We start from the raw sequence: 1,436 nt of genomic DNA, 5'->3' as shown, positions 1-1,436 counted from the left end.
TGTACTGACCCCAAAAAGTTAGACAATTAATTTAATCAAAGGATTTAGTTCTGTATTGTACAGGACTAAGTCCTTTTAGTTTTACCTTAATTCGTTTGTTGTTGTAGTAATCAATATAGTCGACAATAGCTTGTTCCAAGTGCTCAAGTGACTGAAACGTATTCTCATAACCATAAAACATTTCAGACTTAAGAATGCCAAAGAAAGATTCCATCATACCGTTATCTGGGCTATTTCCCTTACGTGACATAGATGCTTGGATTCCCTTATTCTTTAAAAAATGATGATAGAAATCGTGTTGGTATTGCCATCCTTGGTCACTATGGAGAATTGTATTTTCATAATGGTTCGCTGTAAAGGCTTGTTCTAGCATAGCTTTCATTTGTACTAAGTTCGGCGAAGTAGAAAGATTGTAGGAGATAACTTCGCTGTTAAAGCCATCTAAAACTGGTGATAAATAAAGCTTTTGGCTGCTTGCTGGAATGGCAAATTCTGTCACATCTGTGTAGCACTTTTGCATTGGTTTGGTTGCTTCAAATTGACGTTGAATAAGGTTATCTGCTTTCTTGCCAACCTCTCCTTGGTATGAAGAATACTTCCGTTTACGGCGAATTCGAGCCGTTAAACCAAGTACTTTCATAAGACGCTGCACCTTCTTATGGTTCACTACGAAGCCACGATTTCGTAATTCTAGAGTCATGCGACGATAGCCGTAATTTCCTTTATGCTCAGTATAAATTGACTGAATTTCAGCTTTAACTTGATCATCCTTATCGCTTTGATCCAGCTGTTTTAAGTGATAATAATAAGTTGAACGGGCAAGCTTAATAATCTTTAGAAGGATATCTAAAGAAAACTCTGTTACCAATCCTTGAACAATTTCCGTTTTTCTTCTTGCTCTTTTTCCTCCTTCAATCGGAGTTCTCTCAACTTTTTTAGAACAGCATTCTCCGCTCTCAAGAATTCATTTTCTGCTTGAAGACGTTCTAACTCTGTCATTTCTTCAGGTTTTTTCTTTGGCTTGCGTCCCATTTTAGGTGCTCTCCCTCTTGTTTTCTCAACAATAGTATACCCATTTTTCTTGTATTGTGCCAGCCAATTTGGAAGCATTCCTTGGTTTGGGAGAGCATAATCTAGAGACACCCTTATTTGTGAACGACCTTCAAGCAGAACTTTATCAATGATTTCTCGTTTTAATTTAGGAGAATAATAGCGATTCTTCCCCTTTTTGACGAACTCTATACCGTAACGATCAATCAATTTAATCATGTACCTAAGATTAGGAATATTTATCCCGAATATATTTGAAAGCTCTTTGAAGCTTCGCCCTTGTTTTCTAAGTTCATATATCTGAACCTTATCCTTATATGTCAATTTCATAATAAAAACACCCCAAAAGTTAGATTTTTTCTGTCTAACTTTTGGGGTGCGGTTCA

General features: G+C 36.5%; 1 protein-coding gene. It reads right to left on the bottom strand.

What is annotated here, in order from left to right:
• Positions 1-31 precede the first annotated feature (31 nt).
• Positions 32-1,380 (bottom strand): IS3 family transposase gene (locus tag QM968_RS10670; RefSeq protein WP_414383930.1). Its coding sequence is split into 2 segments (ribosomal slippage): positions 32-939 and positions 939-1,380, totalling 1,350 coding nucleotides; the frame shifts between segments, so codons are not numbered across the junction.
• Positions 1,381-1,436: the final 56 nt, after the last annotated feature.

Source organism: Streptococcus sp. OMI870, from assembly GCF_047460295.1.
Lineage (GTDB): Bacteria > Bacillota > Bacilli > Lactobacillales > Streptococcaceae > Streptococcus.
Note: the sequence above shows the minus strand (reverse complement) of the source record. Positions and strands in the feature narration are given on the sequence as shown.